Source organism: Martinezella sp. CNPSo 3957 (assembly GCF_057784395.1).
The window spans coordinates 205,839-222,460 of sequence record NZ_JBXSOU010000009.1 but is presented as its reverse complement, the minus strand read 5'-3'; the positions used below and the strand labels follow the sequence as shown (position 1 = coordinate 222,460).

General features: G+C 60.4%; 16 protein-coding genes. 6 read left to right on the top strand and 10 right to left on the bottom strand.

Annotated features, from left to right (window positions below):
* Window positions 1-44 precede the first annotated feature (44 nt).
* Both AC13QE_RS21475 and rpoH read left to right on the top strand, forming a co-directional pair.
* Window positions 45-1,070: an RluA family pseudouridine synthase gene (locus tag AC13QE_RS21475; protein WP_488485170.1), complete on the top strand. Its 1,026-nt coding sequence runs from the start codon at window positions 45-47 to the stop codon at window positions 1,068-1,070.
* A 366-nt stretch (window positions 1,071-1,436) separates the two neighbouring features.
* The gene (gene rpoH, locus AC13QE_RS21470) at window positions 1,437-2,345 is read left to right on the top strand and encodes an RNA polymerase sigma factor RpoH (protein WP_015340865.1); all 909 of its coding nucleotides are present in this window, start codon (window positions 1,437-1,439) and stop codon (window positions 2,343-2,345) included.
* Window positions 2,346-2,429: 84 nt separating this feature from the next.
* On the opposite strand, the gene AC13QE_RS21465 is transcribed toward rpoH, so the two are convergent.
* From AC13QE_RS21465 to AC13QE_RS21455, 3 genes are all read right to left on the bottom strand, one after another.
* Window positions 2,430-4,838 carry a hypothetical protein gene (locus tag AC13QE_RS21465; RefSeq protein WP_488485169.1) on the bottom strand — a complete coding sequence of 803 codons (2,409 nt, stop codon included), beginning with the start codon at window positions 4,836-4,838 and terminating at the stop codon, window positions 2,430-2,432.
* 61 nt (window positions 4,839-4,899) lie between these two features.
* The gene (locus AC13QE_RS21460; RefSeq protein ID WP_015340867.1) at window positions 4,900-6,195 is read right to left on the bottom strand and encodes an adenylosuccinate synthase; all 1,296 of its coding nucleotides are present in this window, start codon (window positions 6,193-6,195) and stop codon (window positions 4,900-4,902) included.
* 271 nt (window positions 6,196-6,466) lie between these two features.
* Window positions 6,467-7,324 carry a GNAT family N-acetyltransferase gene (locus AC13QE_RS21455; protein WP_488485168.1) on the bottom strand — a complete coding sequence of 286 codons (858 nt, stop codon included), beginning with the start codon at window positions 7,322-7,324 and terminating at the stop codon, window positions 6,467-6,469.
* Window positions 7,325-7,646: 322 nt separating this feature from the next.
* On the opposite strand from AC13QE_RS21455, the gene AC13QE_RS21450 reads away from it, so the two are divergent.
* The 3 genes from AC13QE_RS21450 (at window position 7,647) to AC13QE_RS21440 (ending at window position 10,824) form a co-directional block, all read left to right on the top strand.
* Window positions 7,647-8,969, top strand: a complete 1,323-nt coding sequence (locus AC13QE_RS21450; RefSeq protein ID WP_015340869.1) for a UDP-glucose dehydrogenase family protein — start codon at window positions 7,647-7,649, stop codon at window positions 8,967-8,969.
* Between the two features lie 71 nt (window positions 8,970-9,040).
* Window positions 9,041-10,045 carry an NAD-dependent epimerase gene (locus AC13QE_RS21445; protein WP_488485167.1) on the top strand — a complete coding sequence of 335 codons (1,005 nt, stop codon included), beginning with the start codon at window positions 9,041-9,043 and terminating at the stop codon, window positions 10,043-10,045.
* A 5-nt stretch (window positions 10,046-10,050) separates the two neighbouring features.
* Window positions 10,051-10,824 (top strand): alpha/beta fold hydrolase, encoded by a 774-nt coding sequence (locus tag AC13QE_RS21440; RefSeq protein WP_488485216.1) that lies wholly within the window; start codon window positions 10,051-10,053, stop codon window positions 10,822-10,824.
* Between the two features lie 18 nt (window positions 10,825-10,842).
* Here AC13QE_RS21440 and rutF read toward each other — a convergent pair whose 3' ends face one another.
* From rutF to AC13QE_RS21415, 5 genes are all read right to left on the bottom strand, one after another.
* Entirely contained in the window at window positions 10,843-11,382 is a 540-nt protein-coding gene (gene rutF, locus AC13QE_RS21435; protein WP_488485166.1) for an NADH-dependent FMN reductase RutF, read from the bottom strand.
* Window positions 11,383-11,562: 180 nt separating this feature from the next.
* Window positions 11,563-12,291: a class I SAM-dependent methyltransferase gene (locus tag AC13QE_RS21430; RefSeq protein WP_488485165.1), complete on the bottom strand. Its 729-nt coding sequence runs from the start codon at window positions 12,289-12,291 to the stop codon at window positions 11,563-11,565.
* A gap of 122 nt (window positions 12,292-12,413) precedes the next feature.
* Window positions 12,414-12,920, bottom strand: coding sequence for a VOC family protein (locus AC13QE_RS21425; RefSeq protein ID WP_165915214.1), 507 nt, complete (start codon window positions 12,918-12,920; stop codon window positions 12,414-12,416).
* Window positions 12,920-13,309 (bottom strand): RidA family protein, encoded by a 390-nt coding sequence (locus AC13QE_RS21420; RefSeq protein ID WP_015340875.1) that lies wholly within the window; start codon window positions 13,307-13,309, stop codon window positions 12,920-12,922. The genes AC13QE_RS21425 and AC13QE_RS21420 overlap by 1 nt, the downstream gene beginning before the upstream one ends.
* 61 nt (window positions 13,310-13,370) lie before the next feature.
* Entirely contained in the window at window positions 13,371-14,267 is an 897-nt protein-coding gene (locus AC13QE_RS21415) for a DMT family transporter (RefSeq protein WP_488485164.1), read from the bottom strand.
* A gap of 106 nt (window positions 14,268-14,373) precedes the next feature.
* Here AC13QE_RS21415 and AC13QE_RS21410 point away from each other — a divergent pair, with 106 nt between their 5' ends.
* A complete protein-coding gene (locus tag AC13QE_RS21410) occupies window positions 14,374-14,937 on the top strand; it encodes a hypothetical protein (protein ID WP_488485163.1) in 564 nt (187 codons plus the stop codon).
* Window positions 14,938-14,988: 51 nt separating this feature from the next.
* On the opposite strand, the gene AC13QE_RS21405 is transcribed toward AC13QE_RS21410, so the two are convergent.
* Both AC13QE_RS21405 and AC13QE_RS21400 read right to left on the bottom strand, forming a co-directional pair.
* A complete protein-coding gene (locus AC13QE_RS21405) occupies window positions 14,989-15,600 on the bottom strand; it encodes an alpha/beta hydrolase (protein WP_488485162.1) in 612 nt (203 codons plus the stop codon).
* Window positions 15,601-15,615: 15 nt separating this feature from the next.
* The gene (locus AC13QE_RS21400; protein WP_488485161.1) at window positions 15,616-16,548 is read right to left on the bottom strand and encodes a VOC family protein; all 933 of its coding nucleotides are present in this window, start codon (window positions 16,546-16,548) and stop codon (window positions 15,616-15,618) included.
* Window positions 16,549-16,622: the final 74 nt, after the last annotated feature.

Here is a 16,622-nt window from a genome sequence, read left to right as displayed (position 1 = left end):
CGTCCTTGCTTCCAGTAGAGCGCTTTGTGCGCCGGAGAATATGTTTGAGCGACCCCTTTAAAGAAGCCGCGGACAATAGAAAAGTCCTAACCGCCGATGAAAATGCTGAAGGACGGCTCGATTCCTGGCTGACGGCCGAGATCGGCGAGGAATTTTCCCGCAGCCGCGTGCAAGGACTCATCAAGGACGGCGCCGTTACGCTCAAGGGCGCTGCGGTGACAGACGCCAAGCGCAAGGTGCGCCCCGGCGACGTCTATGAGATCACGCTGCCCGAGCCTGAAGATCCGACACCGCAGGGCGAAGATATCCCGCTCGACGTGCTCTACGAGGATGAGGATGTCATCGTCATCTCCAAGCCCGCCGGGCTGGTTGTTCATCCCGGCGCAGGCAATTGGACCGGAACGTTGGTCAACGCGCTAATCCATCATTGCGGCGACAGCCTTTCCGGCATCGGCGGCGTCCGCCGCCCGGGCATCGTTCATAGGCTGGACAAGGATACCACCGGTGTCATGGTCGTCGCCAAGAATGACGTGGCTCACCGGCATCTCTCTTTACAATTTGCCGATCACGGCCGCACGACTTCGCTCGAGCGTGCCTATCAGGCGATCGTCTGGGGACGCCCTCGCCAACTCGTCGGCACCATCGATGCCCCTCTCGGCCGGTCAAGCAGCGACCGCACGCGCCGCGCCGTCAAGCGCCCGGATTCGCAGGATGCCGACGAGGCGATCACGCATTACGAGGTGCTGGAGCGCTTTCACGAGACACCGGACGCCACGGCGCTTGCTTCACTGATCGAGTGCCATCTGGAAACCGGCCGAACGCACCAGATCCGCGTGCATATGGCGCATATCGGCCACCCGCTGCTCGGCGACGCCGTTTACGGCGGTGGCTTCAAGACCAAGGCCAATCTCCTGCCGGAAGCTGCAAAACAGGCCGTCCATCGCTTCACGCGCCAGGCACTGCACGCCTATATGCTGCAATTCGAGCATCCCCGTACCGGCGAAGTCATGCATTTCGAGGCACCTTTGCCTGACGACATGGAAGAACTGGCGGCGGCGCTCAGAGGATAGGTGCCGAACATCACAATGACTGGACGCTCGCCCCCTTCCGCCCTATAATATCGCGTATGAAGGACCGATGTCCGAGCGCCTGTACTGACCGAAAACGCGACTGCGTTTGGGAGGTCGACATGGTCATGCCACATGGCGCTGGATTGTTCGGGAGGATAATCCCAAGGGCGATGTTCCGGCGAGACCTGCGGTCACGCCGAGATAACACTTGCGTGACCACATCCTTGAATCACCGTTTCGCCGTACTTATCTTTACATTGGTTAAGTGCGGGGTCCCAGGACCCGTACGCCTTGGTCCGCTTCGCAGAAGGCGCTCAAAATACGCCCCCAGAAGGAACCAAATCTCGAATAGGAGGGTGCAAGATCATGGCCCGTAATACCTTACCGTCCATCGCTGCCGGAGAAGCCGGCCTCAATCGTTATCTCGACGAGATCCGCAAGTTCCCGATGCTGGAGCCGCAGGAAGAGTATATGCTCGCCAAGCGCTACGCGGAACATGCCGACCGTCAGGCTGCGCATAAGCTCGTCACCAGCCATCTGCGCCTCGTGGCGAAGATTGCTATGGGCTATCGCGGCTATGGCCTGCCGATTGGCGAAGTCGTGTCTGAAGGCAATGTTGGCCTGATGCAGGCCGTCAAGAAGTTCGACCCGGAACGCGGTTTCCGTTTAGCAACCTATGCCATGTGGTGGATCAAGGCCTCGATCCAGGAGTATATCCTGCGCTCGTGGTCGCTGGTGAAGATGGGCACGACGGCCAACCAGAAACGCCTGTTCTTCAACCTGCGCCGCCTGAAGGGCCGCATCCAGGCCATCGATGACGGCGATTTGAAGCCGGAGCATGTCACTGAGATCGCCACCAAGCTGAACGTCTCGGAGGAAGAGGTCGTTTCGATGAACCGCCGCCTGTCCGGCGACGCTTCGCTGAACGCGCCGATCAAGGCCTCCGAAGGTGATTCCGGCCAGTGGCAGGATTGGCTCGTCGATGATCACGACAGCCAGGAAGACGTGCTGATCGAACAGGACGAGCTCGATACGCGCCGCCGCATGCTGGCGCGCGCCATGGGCGTGCTGAACGACCGTGAACGCCGGATCTTCGAGGCACGCCGCCTCGCCGAGGAACCGGTAACGCTGGAGGACCTGTCGTCCGAGTTCGACATCAGCCGCGAACGCGTGCGCCAGATCGAGGTTCGCGCCTTCGAAAAGGTGCAGGAAGCCGTCCAGAAGGATGCGCTGGAACGTGCCAAGGCCCTGCGCGTCGTCGAAGCAACAGCGTAACGTTTCCTTCACAGAAGATTTTGACCGATAAAAGAAAGGCGGGCCAAAAGCCCGCCTTTTCCATATCCATAGATGTCCGCTGGCTTACTGGCCGCTCGAGGCAACGCCGCCAAGCGCCTGCCACTCCGAAATCGCCTTGTTGAAGGCATCCGTTCCGGTCGGGCCTTTTTCCATGGTCAACAGCGCCCGGCGACCGTTACGATAGACCACCGGAATATCGATCCAGTTGCGGCTCTTCAAAAGGTCGAGATTGGTCTTGCGCGCATCCGGGAAATCGTTGAGCGCCACCATGTAGACATCGTCAGTGACCTTGGCCGGAACCGCGATCAACGCATCGCCGCGATCCTGCTCGGTCGCCTTCAATGCGACGCGCTGGACGTTGTCGATCGCCCCACCTTCGAAATTCGGCGGCACCTGGAAGGCAAGCTCGATCAGATGGCTGGCCGGCAGCGAGGAATCCGAGTTCCGCGAAACTGTGATCGTCGCTGTCAGGCCGCGATCCGGAACGGTAATGAGACCTTGCACCGAAGGCTCCGGCCGGCCGTCGGCCCCCTTGCCTTCCTGCAGCGACCAGCTGACCGTACCCTGGAAGGCCGTGGGCGACGTCTGGCCGAGGCGCTCCTCATAGAGGAAAACCTTCTGTCCGTCTGTTGCCGGAGCCGTCTGCTGCGTCACGGGCGGCGGCTGGTTGGCGGCTGCCTGCTGCTGGTTGGCGGCAGGCGCCTGCTGATCCGTCGAGGCGGATGGCGTATTCGGTGCAGCGGTTGCGGGCGCCTGGGTCTGTGGAGCAGCCGCGCCGGCATTGTTGGCGGCCGGGTTGCCGGCCGGCGGCGTTGCCGTAGCGGCAGGTGCCGCAGAGGCAACATTCTGTTCAGCTACGGACTTGCCTTCAACGACGCCGGGCTGCCCGGTTGGAGCGGGGCCTTTATCCTCTTCGGTACCATTCGCCAGGAGACGCTGCGTGAACTTCGTATTGACCGTATTCGGATCGCTGGCCAATGCTGCGGTATCCGTTTTGCCGGCAGCGGCACCCGGCTGCTGAGCGGCGGTATTGGGGTGCTGGGGCGCGGTCGCCGGCTGGGCAGGGGCTGCAGCATTGCCGTTGTTCGGCGTATTGCTGCTGGCCGTATCCGAGGTCGAGGGTGCCGTCGCATTCTTCGGTGCGGAACTGACGAGCTTCGTCACCATATTGTTGAGTGCGTCGCGGTTCAGCCAAGCTGCGTAGCCACCGCCTCCAACAACGGCAAGACCGACGAGCGTGACGATGATACCGGTAACATTGATCCGGCGACGCTTCGGCTCCATGCGGAAGCTGCGGCCCTGCAGCTTCGCCGCCATCGCCTGATCGAGATCGGGCGGAACGGCGGGGCCATCGCCACGGTCGTCTTCAGCGCGTTTGTCGAAGCCGGCAAGCTCCTTGAGTTCGCGCCAGCCGTCATTGGTTGCATCGGCTTCGGACGCCGCTTTCCTGGACGGATGCACATCCGCAAAGAGATCGACGTCATCGAAGGCATTTTCGGGCATTTGCCGAGCTGGCTGCTGCGCGGGCTTGGAAACCGCCGATGCCGGCTGCATTTCCTCGAAAACATCCGCGTCCCAGGTAAAGCCCGTGTTGACGGCGGGTGCCTTGGAATTGACCGGACCTTCGACCGGTTGGCCAAAGGGCGCTTCCGTAAAAGCTGCGGCCGGCATGACCGGGTCGGTATGACGGGCCGTCTCCAGTTCGGGCGCGGTGTGGGAGGCAGGCGCATCCACTTCCGCCCAGATCTGCTCGACCTGGCTTATGACATCGTCAACCGCCTTTGGCGGCACATGCGGCGCGGTTGCTGCAGCGACTGCCGGCGCTTCTTCCACATGGTGCGGCTCCGCATGCTGTTGCGGCTCTTCCCAGTGTCTCTGCGGCTCCTCATGGTAAACCGGCTCAGGGGCCGGTTCCTCGTGAGTCTCGGCATGATGTTCCGCGCCGGCATGCTCGGCAGCCGGAGCAAAAGGCTCGTCTGATGGCTGCGGCTCGCTCCATTCCTCGACGGGCTGGTGTTCCTGCGCATGCCCCTCTTCGACGTGCGCGGCCGGCGCATCATAAGCTGGCTCTTCTTCGACCGGAGCAACAGCGTCCGGCTCCTCATGGGCATGAACCTCGGCCGGTGCCGGCGCAGGCTCTTCCTCATGCGGCTCGGCATGGGCTTCCTCAGGCTCATGATGGTCGTGAGCGGGCTCGGAAGCGACTTCTTCATGCGGCGCGGGCGCTTCCGCAACCGGCGGCTCCTCGCTGCCCGGCAAAGCCTCGGCATGTTCGGCCTCGACCTCGACGATGGCTGCCTCAAGCTTATCGAGCTGGCGACGCAGCATTTCCTCGGGCGGGCGCGGCTTCATGCTCTCGAGCTGCCGTTGCACGGCACCACGAGCTCGATCGTAAACCTTGACCCGCATTTCGGGAGTATTGTCCGTCAGGCCGTCAACGGCCCGTCGAATAACTGCTACAAAATCCGCCATCAGTACTTTCTCATGATGCCCAGTGTGCAGCCGGGCCGGGATTCGTCATAGATACGCAACTCTAGCCCTCAAAGGGGTCGGTCACAAGTATGGTGTCCTCGCGCTCCGGACTGGTCGAAAGCAGCGCCACCGGCGCGCCGATCAGCTCTTCCACCTGACGCACATATTTGATCGCCTGCGCCGGCAGATCGGCCCACTTGCGGGCGCCGACAGTCGATTCCTTCCAGCCCTCAAGCGTGATGTAGACCGGCTCGACGCGGGCCTGCGCTGCCTGGCTTGCCGGCAGATAATCGATTTCCTTACCGTCCAGCTTGTAACCGACGCAGATCTTCAGCTCGTCCAGACCGTCGAGCACGTCGAGCTTGGTAAGCGCAATGCCGGTAATACCAGAAGTCTTCACGGTCTGGCGCACCAGTACGGCATCGAACCAACCGCAGCGGCGCGGACGGCCGGTATTGACGCCCACTTCGCGGCCGACGGTCGACAGATGCTTGCCGATCTCGTCATGCAATTCGCAGGGGAAAGGTCCCTCACCGACGCGGGTCGTATAGGCCTTGGTAATGCCAAGCACATAGCCAAGTGCCGTCGGGCCGAGACCCGAGCCGGCAGCGGCCTGACCGGCGACTGTGTTGGATGAGGTCACGAACGGATAGGTGCCATGATCATTGTCCAGAAGAGCGCCCTGCGCGCCTTCGAAAAGGATGCGGGCACCAGCCTTGCGCTGCTCGTCGAGCAAGCGCCAGACCTGATCGATATAGGGAAGAATATGCTCCGTAACAGAGCTCAGTTCCTCGTGCAGGGCGTCAAAGGAGATTTCGTCGACGCCCATGCCGCGGCGCAGCGCGTTGTGATGCGTCAGCAGCCGGTCGATCTTGGCAGGCAGCGTTTCCGGTTCGGCAAGATCGATGACGCGAATGGCGCGGCGGCCGACCTTGTCCTCATAGGCCGGGCCAATGCCGCGGCGCGTCGTGCCGATCTTCGTACCGCTATTGGAAGCAGCGTCTTCGCGCATGGCATCGAGATCGCGATGCAGCGACAGGATCAGCGGCGCGTTTTCGGCAATACGCAGCACGTCGGGGGTAACGGCAACGCCCTGGGCGCGCAGCTTTTCCACTTCGGCGACGAAGTGATGGGGATCGACGACCACGCCGTTGCCGATGACGCTGAGCTTGCCGCGCACGAGCCCGGAGGGCAGTAGCGCAAGCTTGTAGCTGACACCGTCGACAACAAGCGTATGACCGGCATTATGACCGCCCTGAAAGCGTACAATCACATCGGCGCGTTCCGAAAGCCAGTCGACAATCTTGCCCTTGCCTTCGTCACCCCATTGCGAGCCGATCACTACAACATTCGTCATTTATCCAATCCCGCTTCCTGCGCGCGGCGGCGCGCCTTGCTCAAACCCGCGCATCTATAAAGCTTTGTTTTTGGGAAAGCGACCCTGTTGTCTCAGGAGATTCGGCTTTTTGCATGACGAATCAGCGCCTCCAACAGGATTTTTCCCCTGTCGCGGTTCCGATGGCCTTTCAACGGCCCACTCCGAAGGCGATACCTGCCCATCAAAACTCGGCTTGACTGTTAGGGCAACGCCATCGTTGGGGCCCCGTTCGGAACTGGATCAAGAGCAGCTAACCAAGCTCGAGCGTGGTGACACCGAAGACGCGATCAAGCGGGATTCCCGGCGCCTTGCCGAGATACATGCGCGCCGTCTCAAATACCGGAGCCAGACCGCAATCTTCCGCAAGCCTGATCGCCTGGGCATTATCAACAGGCACATCAAGATAGACCGGCTGCCCATTGGTCTTGGCAAGCAGCTTGCTCATCAATGCAAGCGCGACCTCCGGCTTGTTGGCAAACAGCGGACCGATCTTGTAACCCTCGAAACAGCGGCGGATCGTGCCGTAACCGCGAACCCTGCTACCACCCCCGACGATGAATGATGCCCGTCTTTGGGGAGCGCCGCACCAGGCCCGGATGAAGGAGTGACGCAAGCCGGGGAAAATTTCCGCGTCATAATGCACCAGCGCCTCGAGCTTGCCGTCCGCGACGGGCATCACCTGCCTTGCCTGCGCTTCATCCACCTGAGGTACTTTGGGGATACCGCCATAGCGGAGCGTCCGATAGGCCATCTCGAAACCGTGCCGCCGGTAATTTTCCTGTTGTGCGACGACCCCATCCAGCCCGACGACGCGATTGCCGGCAAGCGTCATGCCCTTGTTCCAGAGCTGCTTGCCATATCCCCGCCCGCGAAACTCGGGATGAAGCATATAAAGACCGAGGAAAGCGAAAGCCTCGCCATAGCGGACTACGGATATGCAACCGACGGGGACCTCACCGATGGCGCCGATCAGAAAGCCGGCCGGGTCCGCCTCCCAGAAGGCCTGTGCGTCGTCAATGCCGGGATTCCAGCCTTCTTGCCGAGCCCATTCCAGAGCAAGCTCCAGCTCGCCAGCCCGCATTGTCCGCACGGCAAAAGTCGATTTCATGCAAAAGTCCCGAACCGCCCATTGTATCGCCGCCGCCCTGCCGCACGACCGCACCCAATTCATCATGTGGCAACATGCTGCCAATCACAAGCAATAGGCTATCATAGATTTAAAGTGCAAAGGCTTCGTTTCACTTGAAAAACAAGATGATCGCCCATGCAGGAGGTCGACGAAGCTTCCGTGATACTTCTGTTGCAATCCTCTTAAAGCCGGCATCGCATATAGGCGCCGCTCACGATCCTGTGTATATACGCAGATGATCGCCCATGCCGCCGTTGCATTTCAACGCGACGCCCGGCGCCAGCAAAAGGATTGAAGTTTCATGCGCATCACGATGATCGGCTCAGGTTATGTGGGGCTTGTATCGGGTGTCTGCTTTGCCGATTTTGGACACGATGTCATTTGCGTCGACAAGGACGCCAACAAGATCGACGCGCTGCAACGTGGCGAGATACCGATCTTCGAGCCGGGCCTCGAACAGCTCGTTGCCGACAATGTGCGCGCCGGCCGCCTCTCCTTCACTACTGATGTAGAGACGAGCGTTGCCGCAAGCGATGTCGTCTTCATTGCGGTCGGCACCCCTTCCCGGCGCGGCGACGGCCATGCCGACCTCTCCTATGTCTATGCCGCTGCTCGCGAAATTGCCGAGCACGTCAAGGACTTCACCGTCATCGTCACCAAGTCGACCGTACCGGTCGGCACCGGCGACGAAGTGGAGCGCATCGTCCGCGAAACCAATCCGCAAGCCGATGTCGCCGTCGTCTCCAATCCGGAATTCCTGCGAGAAGGTGCGGCCATCGAGGATTTCAAGCGTCCCGACCGCATCGTCATCGGGCTCAATGATGAGCGTGCCCGTGGCGTCATGACCGAAGTCTACCGCCCCCTCTATCTCAACCAGGCGCCGCTGCTCTTTACCTCCCGCCGCACATCGGAGCTGATCAAATACGCCGCCAACGCCTTCCTCGCCATGAAGATCACCTTCATCAACGAGATGGCCGATCTCTGCGAGAAGGTCGGCGCCAATGTGCAGGAAGTCTCGCGCGGCATCGGTCTCGACGGCCGCATCGGCTCAAAATTCCTGCATGCCGGCCCGGGCTACGGCGGCTCCTGCTTCCCGAAAGATACGCTGGCCCTCGCCAAGACGGCTCAGGATTACGACAGCCCCGTGCGCCTGATCGAAACGACCGTATCGATCAACGACAACCGCAAGCGCGCCATGGGGCGCAAGGTCGTCACGGCCATGGGCGGCGATATCAGAGGCAAGTCGGTAGCCGTCCTCGGTCTGACCTTCAAGCCGAATACCGACGACATGCGAGACAGCCCGGCCATCTCGATCATCCAGACGCTGCAGGATGCCGGCGCCACGGTGACCGGCTACGATCCCGAAGGCATGGAGAATGCCCGCCAGGTGATCGACAACATCGCCTATGCCGAGGATGCCTATAGCGCCGCACGCGGCGCAGATGCGCTCGTCATCGTGACGGAATGGAATCAGTTCCGCGCGTTGGATTTTGCCCGGCTCAAATCCATCATGAAGGCTCCGGTCCTCGTCGACCTCAGAAACATCTATCGCCATGACGAGGTCGCAAAGCACGGCTTTGCCTATACAAGTGTCGGCAGACCCTCAAGCGACGACACACTTTAGAGCGTCTACGCATTCCGAACGGAAAACCCCTACGTACCTTTCCTGGAAATGCTTTAAGCAAAGGCCGATCAATGCGTTATCTCATCACCGGCACCGCCGGCTTTATCGGATTCCACCTTGCCAGGCGCCTGCTTGACGAGGGACATTTCGTCGTCGGTTTCGACGGCATGACGCCCTATTACGACGTCAAGCTCAAAGAAAAGCGCACCGCCATTCTCGCCCGCTCCAACGGCTTCAAGGCCGTCACTGGCATGCTTGAAGACAAGGCGGCGCTGGATCGCGCCGCCGAACTCGCCGAACCTGATGTGATCGTCCATCTCGCCGCACAGGCCGGCGTCCGCTACAGCCTCGAAAATCCGCGTTCCTACGTCGATTCCAATCTTGTCGGTTCGTTCAACATCCTGGAATTGGCGAGAAACCTGCAGCCGAAGCACCTGCTCCTTGCCTCCACCTCGTCGGTCTATGGCGCCAACGAAAAGATCCCCTTTGCCGAAAGCGACAAGGCCGACGAGCAGATGACGATCTATGCGGCGACCAAGAAGAGCATGGAGCTGATAGCGCACAGCTACGCCCATCTCTTCAACATACCAACGACCGCTTTCCGTTTCTTCACGGTCTATGGCCCCTGGGGCCGTCCGGACATGGCGCTGTTCAAATTCGTCGATGCCATCCGCAACGACAGGCCGATCGAAATATATGGCGAAGGCAAGATGAGCCGCGATTTCACCTATATCGACGATCTCGTCGAAGGCATCGTGCGTCTCATCGGCGTTATACCGTCGGAGGAAAACCGCGTGGTGTCGGATACGGTCATCGACACCCTGTCGAAAAACGCTCCCTTCCGCGTCGTCAATATCGGCGGCGGCCAGCCCGTCGGGCTGATGAGTTTCGTCGAAACCATCGAGGCCATGCTGGGCAAGCAGGCGATCCGCAAGATGCTGCCTATGCAGCCCGGCGACGTGCACAACACCTATGCCGTACCGGATCTGCTGGTGGCGCTGACCGGCTTCAGGCCGCAGATCGAAGTCGATGAAGGCGTGAAGCGCTTCGTCGAGTGGTATCAGGAAAACTATTGAGCGAAATGGCAGGCATCGTCGAAACGGAACATTGGATCGAAAGCCCCGGCGGGCGCCTCTATGCCAAATCATGGAAACCGCATGCCGAGACCTTCCTGCCGCCGGTCATCCTGTTTCATGATTCCCTCGGATGCATCGCGCTCTGGAGGGATTTCCCGCGACAGCTCGCTCATTCCCTCGGCCGTCAGGTGATCGCCTATGATCGACTGGGCTTCGGTCGCTCCGACGCCCGCATCGACATTTTGCAGCAGAATTTCGTGGCCCGGGAGGCCGAGCAGGCCGTTCCGTTGCTATGCGAGCAGTTTTCCGTTCAACAGTTCGTCGCCTGCGGGCACAGCGTCGGCGGCGGCATGGCAGTTGAAACGGGAGCCCGCTTTGGCGACCGCTGCCAGGCCGTCATCACCATCGCAGCGCAGGCTTTCGTGGAAGAGAGAACCCTGCAAGGCATCAGGATCGCACAGCAGGATTTCAGATCGGCCGAGACCTTCGCCCGGCTTGAAAAATATCACGGCAGTAAGACCGATTGGGTATTGCATGCATGGATCGATACGTGGCTTGCTCCCGAACGCGCCGGCTGGTCGCTCGATCCGGCCCTCGAAAAACTCCGCTGCCCGGTGCTTGCCATTCACGGCGAACGTGACGAGTATGGCTCCGAGGCTCATCCCCACCGGATCGCGGCCGGACGCGGATCGGCCTATATCCTGCCGAATACCGGACATTCGCCGCATCGTGAACACCCCGCCCAGGTCTTGCAGGCCATCGAAAACTTTCTGGCGTGAAACGACGAGAAAACCGGCTTACTCGGCCCGACCCGCAGAGTGATAGGCCCGATCGAAGTAGATAAGCCCCTGCCCCTCATCACGTTGACGGATAGCATCGACTTCACAGAGCAGGATATCATGCGTCCCGCCGTCGGCCTGGCGGACGATGCGGCAATCGAAGGAGACAAGAGCATCCTCAAGCACCGGCGCGCCTGTCGATAGTTCCGACCAGGAGGCACCGGCGAAGCGTTCGGCAACCGGGGTCTTGCCGCCGAAAAGCCGCGACAGGTCCTGATGCGCTTCCGACAGCACATTGACGCAGAGCACGCCGTTTTGCGTGACGGCGGGATGAACGGAAGCGCCACGATTGAGGCAAACGAGCAGGGTCGGCGGGTTATCGGTAACGCTGCAGACGGCGGTCGCGGCAAAGCCGGCGATCCCCGCAGGACCATTGGTCGTGACAATGTTCACTGCCGCTGCCATTCGCGCCATAGCATTGCGAAACTCGGTGCGCGCAATGTCGGGATCGGCGACAGGCACCGCCTTCTCGATTGCCACGGAAGTTTTCATGTTCATCGCACTCTTCCTTAACTCGCGCAGACAGCCTCACATTATCGATGGGGAGCATGCGCCTCAAGAAACGACATTTTGCGGAAGTAGCCCTTCGCGAGCAATTAATTTTCTATAAAATCTATCAACAAAAAGAAAAACAGATCGCCTCGGGCTTCTACGCTGCGACGGCATGCTGGGGATGCCTCAGGTCCGAGTGGAAATCAGGAGAAACATCGGCCGCTCGCGCTCGATTGCCCATTCCGGATGGGCTACAAGATCCTCATCGCTCGGCGACCATTCTTCGACATGGGCAATGATGAGGCCGGACTCGATCAGCAGGTTGAGCGTCGTACCCATGGTGCGATGCTGCTTGACGACGCCCTCGGCGAGCCAGTTCGTCACGCGTGGCCCCTCGATTTGATAGGCACTGAGCGGCCAGATTTTGCCACCCTCGGCGTCATCGAGCCATTCCGGCCGCCGGGGCGCCATATAGATCGGATGCTCGATTGAAAAGATCAGCCGACCACCCGGCTTCAGCGCCTGGCGGATCGTCGTCAGCAGTCCGGCAAAGCCTTCGATATAATGGAAGGCCAGCGAGCTGTAGACGAGATCGAAGCTCGCTTTCGGAAGCTGAAGTTTCTCGAGGTCGGCCCGATCGTAACGAACCCGCCCATCCGCCGTCTCCGCCCGGGCACGTTCCAGCATGTTCTCGGAGACATCCAGCCCAAGCACGCTGGCTGCGCCCTGCTCTGCTGCCCAGCGGCAGAACCATCCGAAACCGCAGCCGAGATCCGCGACGTCGAGGTTCTTAATGCCCGGCATCAAGGCACGGATCGCCGGCCACTCTGCGGCACCCGCCAACCCGTTGATGGAACGCCGTAGCCGGCTATAGCCCTCGAAGAAGCCCGGATCGTCGTAGATATTCTGCGTCATATTTGTCTTCCATGCCTCTCCGCAACCTGCAATTGGATCGGCAATATCGGTGGCATCTCTTCACATAGACAATACAGAGGCACGCGAAAGGTCGATCACGAGGAAGCCTCGACCAGTGCCTATCATGCTAACGGTTTCGGCCGCGACAACCACTCCGAATACGGCTTTACACCGAAATCCGGATCGGCCGCCTCCTCAAGCACATGGATGAATTCGATCGAATGCCCGTCGGGATCCGAAAAATATTGCGACACGGCCGGCATCCAACCGAGGACGACGGGTTCATCCAGCGGCTCGCCATTGAAACCCTTCGGCTGAACACCATGAGCCTTCAATGCAGCGGCGGAGCCGACTACATCGGCGAGAGAGGTTCTGAAGGCAATATGGAGACGCATCTTGAGAGGGGAGCTGCCCGTTTCCCAGAGGCCGAGCATGCCCATCCGTTTATCGTCGATCCAGAGGAAAGCAACATTCCTGCTCTCGATGACCGTCCCGACTTCGAGCTTCAGGACGTCGCGATAGAAGCTCAAGGAGCGTTGGAGATTGGCAACCGTCAGATGCGTCTCGTAGAGTCCTAGAATACGCGGCATCGACGGATCGGCCGAACGCTCGGCATAACCGATCGTCATCACATTACCTTTGCCGCCGTAACCTCGACCTCGACCAGAAACTCGGACCGCGTAAACCCGCCGACGATCAGCAAGGTGGAGACCGGTGCGGGATTTTGGACATAGCGATCGCGCACGGCCATATAGGCGGGAAAATCCTCGCGCGTGGTGACGAAGCCGCCGATGCGGATGACGTCGGCAAACCCCATGCCGGCCTCCTCGAGGATAGCGCCGATCGCCTTGAAACACAGTTCGGCCTGGCCGGTGACGTCAGGCGGAATGCGATCGTCGATACCGATGCCGAGCTGGCCGGAGGTGACCAGAAGGCTCGCGCCCGGCGGCACCAGCAGGCCGTGATTGTAATTGCCGAAAGGGCGGCGGACAGATGCGGGATTGAAGACCTTTTTCATCGATTCCGACTCCTGATGACCATGCCGATATCAGCATTTTGTGATGGAAGGGGCAAGGCGGTCAGTAGGCCTGAGCCGATGTCACCGCTCGATTCCGCCGCACTTCCAACAGGATATGTCCGAAAAGTGCCGCAAGCACGATCGGCCCGCCTATGAGTGTCGCCGTCGAAGGGCGCTCGGCAAAGATCATCCAGACCCAGAGTGGCGTCAGCGGCACTTCGAGCGCTGTCAGCAGGGCGGCATCAGACGCCGGAACCAGCCGCGAGCCGAAGGTATAGAGGCTGAGGCCCATGGCGTTCTGGATAATGCCGAAGGCGATGATCAGCCCGAGATCCTGCCCGGAGATCGAAAGCGGCGAGGCGAACCAGAAGGTGATGGAGGAACACAACCAGGCGGAAAGCGCCATGGCCGGCAGCATCGGCACATTGCGATGCTGCCGCATGACGACGGCAAGGCAGGCGACGGTCAGCGTCATGACGGCGGCAAGCCCCTTGCCGAGCCAGCTGCCGCCATCGCTTGCATGGCCGGAAAGCATGACGAGCACGCCGATGAAGGCAACGCCACTGGCAATCAGCGTCCTGATGTTGGGACGTTCGCGGATGAAGAAAAAAGCAACGCCCGCGGTGACAAAGGGCACGGTCGCATAGATGACCATGGCATCGGCGACCGACGTATAATAGATCGAGCCAATGCCGCTGATCATCGACGCGGTGGAAAAGATCGTCGCCGCCAGCGAAGGACCACCCATGGAGCGCAGAATACGAAAGGCGTTGCGGCGCTCGATATAGAAGAACAGCGCGAAAACGCCGAGGCCGGAGACGATGCCGCGGCAGAACAGAATGGTCATGAGATCGGCATGGATCGCCCGCACGAAGAGACCGGAAGTCGACCAGGCGAGCGCCGAAAGCGCCACATAGACAACGCCTAGCCTGTATTGCTGCTGTTCCGCCAGCGTCACGATAAAACCCCCTGCCCCATCGAGGCAGATCATTAGCGGGTGGCCATGATGCCTACAAGCTGAGCTTGCGTCGCAGCGTGTCGCTGACGCAGGAAGATGATGATGGTTGCAGGAACGCCACACCACACCCTGCGGTGAGCAAGCAAGGGGCGTCGGCTCACCGTTATTATTGGCAGATCGCTTTGATCTTGCACATCTTTACGATCGCTCTACGGTTCTGGCGGCTTCATCGAAGGAGAATCAATTGCGCTTACTGTCGGCCACCTTGTTTGCGTGCGGCTGCGTCAGCCTGGTCGACGGTCCGCTATGGCCGCCGGCGCAAACCTATGTCGACCAGACGGTGCAATGCAGTCAGAGCAGCAATCCCGCCCGCTGCGGACACACACGCGATAGCTGGAAGGCCGATTATGAGGAAGCCACCGCAGGCGGGTATCGCGCGCAGAAGCATGTCGCCCTATGCTTGAGCACAGGCTGCGATCAGGCAATCCAGCCTGACAAAATGCTCGGTTGCGCCTGGCGCATGGTCATTATTGAAACAAGGCATGCGCTGCCGGACAGTATGGATTTCGCCAATCTCAACCGCTTCTGCGGAACAGGCTATCTCGACGAGAACGGAAAACTCGCAGCCGCCTCGCAAGCAAAGGCGATGCTGCGCCTCATCGGCAAATAGTAGGCCACGCGGCAGGAGCTGTCTGCCGCGTGGCTTGGTCATTTTTCGAGCTTACGCGTACGGGACGAGGAATTTGCCAATAGCCTCGATCTCGTTGGGACGAATATCGTGGCCGCCCGGATGCCATTCGAGCGTAAATTCCGCATCCTGCCGCGCAAAATAATCGGCGAGCGCCTTGGTGACCGGCGCCGGCGCGATCGGATCGCGCTCACCCGCGGTGATCAGCACGCGCTTTCCAGCCAACCTGGCATTGTCCTTCGGCTGGAAGGGGATCAGTGGATGCATCAACACGGCCGCATCGAACAGATCGCCATGCTCGATAAGCACGTTGGCAAGGATGTTCGCGCCGTTGGAAAAGCCGAGGCCCACCACCTGCGATGCGCCATATTCGGCCGCTAGCTCCGAGACATAGGCCGCCATCTTTGCCGTGGCGCGGGCAAGATCGGCCATGTCATAGACACCCTCACCCGTCCGACGGAAGAAACGCGCCGCGCCATATTCCGAGACATCGCCGCGCGGCGAGATGATGGTGGCGTCCGGCAACAGGCGGGTGGCGAAATCGAAGAACTGGTTCTCGTCGCCGCCGGTGCCATGAAAGGTAAAGAAAATAGGCTTGCCGGATGCACCGGCCTTCAGCCGATGCACATAAGTCTTGTCGGTCATGATATCTCTCCTGGATTAGCCTTCCAGCGGTTCGAGATGCTGCTCGATCAGGCCGCGCAGATGCGCATGCTGTTCAGGCAGTTTCAGCGCCTCGCCGAGATGAGCCGTATCCTCGTCGCGGTTGAAACCGGGCTCGTTGGTGGCGACTTCGAACAGCACGCCGCCCGGCGTACGGAAGTAGATCGCCCAGAAGTAATCGCGGTCGATGACCGGGGTCACCTGATAGCCCGTATCCATCAGCGCCTTGCGCACTTCGAGCTGCTTTGCGCGGTTTTCGACGGCAAAAGCGACATGGTGGACGGAGCCCGCACCCGGAAGCGCGCGATTGATGTTCGGCATCGTCTCAAGGTCGACATAGTCGGCACCGTTGCCGCCGGGAATGGCAAGCCGCTTGATGCCATCATGCGTGTCGACGACTTCATAGCCCATGTACTTCAGCAATTCGGCCGTCGCACCTTCGTCCCTGAGCCGCATGGCAACGGAATGGAAGCCCCTGATGGCATGCTCGGCATCGACCCCGTTATGCGTCCAGGGCTGACGCTTGTCATCCTTGACCTCGACGAGCGCGAAGCCATCGCCATCCGGACCGGCAAAATGCAGGCGCTTCTGGCCGAAGGATTCGTCGGCCTTCAAGCCTTCGATACCGCGCTGGCCAAGCCGCTCGGTCCAGTACCCGATGGAACCTTCGGGAACGGAATAAACCGTATTGCCGACTTCACCAGTACCCGCGCGGCCGCGCGCCATCTTCGGGAACGGGAAGTAGGTCATGATCGTGCCGGGCGTGCCGATCTCGTCACCATAGTAGAGGTGATAGACATCGGGAGCGTCGAAATTCACCGTCTTCTTGACGCGGCGCAGGCCGAGCGTATCCGTGAAGAACTTGTTGTTGGTCCGGGCGTCTTCCGCCATCGAGGTAACGTGGTGAAGACCTTTGATCTGGTTAAGCATCTTAAACCCCTTTTCTCGCCTGCACCGGCAGGCGTTTGTCATGGGCAGAAGATGGTCTTGTGGGCAGCATTTCG

Bases quoted from the DNA above. Each gene is read 5' to 3' on its own strand.
- rpoH (WP_015340865.1), top strand. From the start codon at position 1,437: ATGGCCCGTAATACCTTACCGTCCATCGCTGCCGGAGAAGCCGGCCTC.
- AC13QE_RS21460 (WP_015340867.1), bottom strand. From the start codon at position 6,195: ATGACGAATGTTGTAGTGATCGGCTCGCAATGGGGTGACGAAGGCAAG.
- AC13QE_RS21420 (WP_015340875.1), bottom strand. From the start codon at position 13,309: ATGAAAAAGGTCTTCAATCCCGCATCTGTCCGCCGCCCTTTCGGCAAT.
- AC13QE_RS21450 (WP_015340869.1), top strand. From the start codon at position 7,647: ATGCGCATCACGATGATCGGCTCAGGTTATGTGGGGCTTGTATCGGGT.
- AC13QE_RS21400 (WP_488485161.1), bottom strand. From the start codon at position 16,548: ATGCTTAACCAGATCAAAGGTCTTCACCACGTTACCTCGATGGCGGAA.
- rutF (WP_488485166.1), bottom strand. From the start codon at position 11,382: ATGAACATGAAAACTTCCGTGGCAATCGAGAAGGCGGTGCCTGTCGCC.
- AC13QE_RS21405 (WP_488485162.1), bottom strand. From the start codon at position 15,600: ATGACCGACAAGACTTATGTGCATCGGCTGAAGGCCGGTGCATCCGGC.
- AC13QE_RS21445 (WP_488485167.1), top strand. From the start codon at position 9,041: ATGCGTTATCTCATCACCGGCACCGCCGGCTTTATCGGATTCCACCTT.
- AC13QE_RS21430 (WP_488485165.1), bottom strand. From the start codon at position 12,291: ATGACGCAGAATATCTACGACGATCCGGGCTTCTTCGAGGGCTATAGC.
- AC13QE_RS21425 (WP_165915214.1), bottom strand. From the start codon at position 12,920: ATGACGATCGGTTATGCCGAGCGTTCGGCCGATCCGTCGATGCCGCGT.
- AC13QE_RS21455 (WP_488485168.1), bottom strand. From the start codon at position 7,324: ATGAAATCGACTTTTGCCGTGCGGACAATGCGGGCTGGCGAGCTGGAG.
- AC13QE_RS21440 (WP_488485216.1), top strand. From the start codon at position 10,051: ATGGCAGGCATCGTCGAAACGGAACATTGGATCGAAAGCCCCGGCGGG.
- AC13QE_RS21465 (WP_488485169.1), bottom strand. From the start codon at position 4,838: ATGGCGGATTTTGTAGCAGTTATTCGACGGGCCGTTGACGGCCTGACG.